Source organism: Klebsiella sp. A-Nf5 (assembly GCF_002810545.1).
Classification (GTDB): Bacteria; Pseudomonadota; Gammaproteobacteria; order Enterobacterales; family Enterobacteriaceae; genus Klebsiella; species Klebsiella variicola.
Genome location: NZ_PIOG01000236.1, coordinates 1 through 1904 on the forward strand (window position 1 = coordinate 1; position 1904 = coordinate 1904).

General features: G+C 57.7%; 1 protein-coding gene and 2 pseudogenes. All 3 read left to right on the forward strand.

Annotated features, from left to right (window positions below):
• Positions 1-1181 (forward strand): annotated as a pseudogene (locus CWM53_RS22990) (type IV secretion system protein TraC); the annotation flags it as partial.
• The gene (gene trbI, locus CWM53_RS22995; protein ID WP_004167468.1) at positions 1181-1570 is read left to right on the forward strand and encodes a type-F conjugative transfer system protein TrbI; all 390 of its coding nucleotides are present in this window, start codon (positions 1181-1183) and stop codon (positions 1568-1570) included. The pseudogene CWM53_RS22990 and the gene trbI, both read left to right, overlap by 1 nt.
• Positions 1570-1904: pseudogene (locus tag CWM53_RS23000) on the forward strand (conjugal transfer protein TraW); the annotation flags it as partial. The gene trbI and the pseudogene CWM53_RS23000, both read left to right, overlap by 1 nt.

The window sequence follows — 1904 nt, forward strand, 5'->3', positions numbered from 1 at the left end:
GCGGCACCTCCGGGGCGGGCAAAACCGGTCTGATTCAGCCCCTCATTCGCAGCGTGCTCGACTCCGGCGGGTTTGCCTGGGTGTTCGACATGGGCGACGGCTACAAGTCCCTGTGTGAAAACATGGGCGGCGTGTATCTCGACGGCGACTCGCTGAAGTTTAATCCGTTCGCCAATATTCTCGACGACGCTAACTTTGACCTGTCCGCCGAGCGTATCCGCGACCAGATGTCGGTGATGGCCAGTCCCAACGGCAACCTGGATGAAGTGCACGAAGGTCTTCTCCTGCAGGCGGTCCGGGCGGCCTGGCTGAGTAAGCGCAACAAGGCGCGTATCGATGATGTGGTGGCCTTTCTCCGGAGCGAGAAAGACAGTGAGGAATACGCCGACTCACCGGGGGTGCGCAGCCGTCTTGATGACATGATTATCCTGCTCGACCAGTACACGGTGAACGGGCTGTACGGGGAGTACTTCAACTCTGATGAGCCGTCCCTGCACGACGATGCCCGGATGGTGGTCCTTGAGCTGGGCGGGCTGGAGTCGCGCCAGTCCCTGCTGGTCGCGGTGATGTTCTCGCTCATCATCTATATCGAAAACCGGATGTACCAGTCCCCGCGCAGCCTGAAAAAACTCAACGTTATCGATGAAGGCTGGCGACTGCTGGACTTCAAAAACGAAAAGGTGGGGACCTTTATCGAGAAGGGCTACCGGACGGCGCGCCGGCATACCGGGGCCTATATCACCATCACCCAGAATATCGTGGATTTCGACTCCCCGACCGCATCGAGCGCTGCACGCGCTGCCTGGGGGAACTCCTCGTACAAGGCCATTCTGAAACAGTCAGCGAAGGAATTTGCCAAGTATAACCAGCTGTACCCGGATCAGTTCAGCAAGCTGGAGAAAGACATGATTAACGGCTTCGGTTCTGCCAAAGAGCAGTGGTTCTCCTCTTTTATGCTGCAGGTGGAAGCGAACTGCTCCTGGCACCGCCTGTTCGTCGACCCGCTCAGCCGGGCGATGTACTCCTCAAAAGGCCCGGATTTTGAGTACATGAAAGCGCGCCGGGAAGAGGGGGGCGATATCCACGATGCGGTGTACGGCCTCGCGTGTCGCAACTTTAAAGAAGAAATGGCTGAGCTTGAATCCCGAATACCGGTGAATGACATGGAGGATAAACAGTGATGAAAAACAACACCGAACAACCGGTCAGTACGACCTCTCATACCTTTCGCCGGATACCCGTCATCGTCGCTCTCGTGCTTTTCGCCCTGGCAACCAGCGCGTTTCTCTCGCGCGTGGTTCTGGAGTACTCCACGCCGCGGGTGGTGGCTTTTGATATGAAGAAAACGCTCGACAGTTTTATGGACAGTGTCAGTCAGAAGCAGCTGACAGAGGCGCAGTCAAAAGCGCTCTCTGATCGGTTTAACGACGCGCTGGAGAAGAGTCTGGCGGAGTATCAGCAGCAGCATCATGTGGTCATTCTGGTTTCACCTGCCGTGGTTCAGGGCGCACCCGATGTGACCCGCAACATCCAGCACGACATTGCCCGCCGGATGAAAGGAGAACAGTAATGATACGACTGAAAGGCTGTCTGCTCGCCGCCTGTCTGTTATCGCCGCTGACTCAGGCGGCTGATCTCGGTACCTGGGGGGATTTATGGCCCGTCCGGGAGCAGGACATGCTGCAGCTCATCACGCAGCGTCTGCAGTCGCTGCAATCCTCTGGCCAGTGGGACCAGACGATGGACGCGTTTAAGCAGCGGGTTATCGAGAACAGTCAGCGTCCGGCGCCGGTGGAAGGCATTAAGCGTGCGGAGAAATACGAGCAGCGCTGGTTTGATCCCAGCATCCGCCTGACCGAAGACCTGAAGGACAATGAGGGGCGGGTGTTTGCCCGCAAGGGCGA

Bases quoted from the DNA above. Each gene is read 5' to 3' on its own strand.
- trbI (WP_004167468.1), top strand. From the start codon at position 1,181: ATGAAAAACAACACCGAACAACCGGTCAGTACGACCTCTCATACCTTT.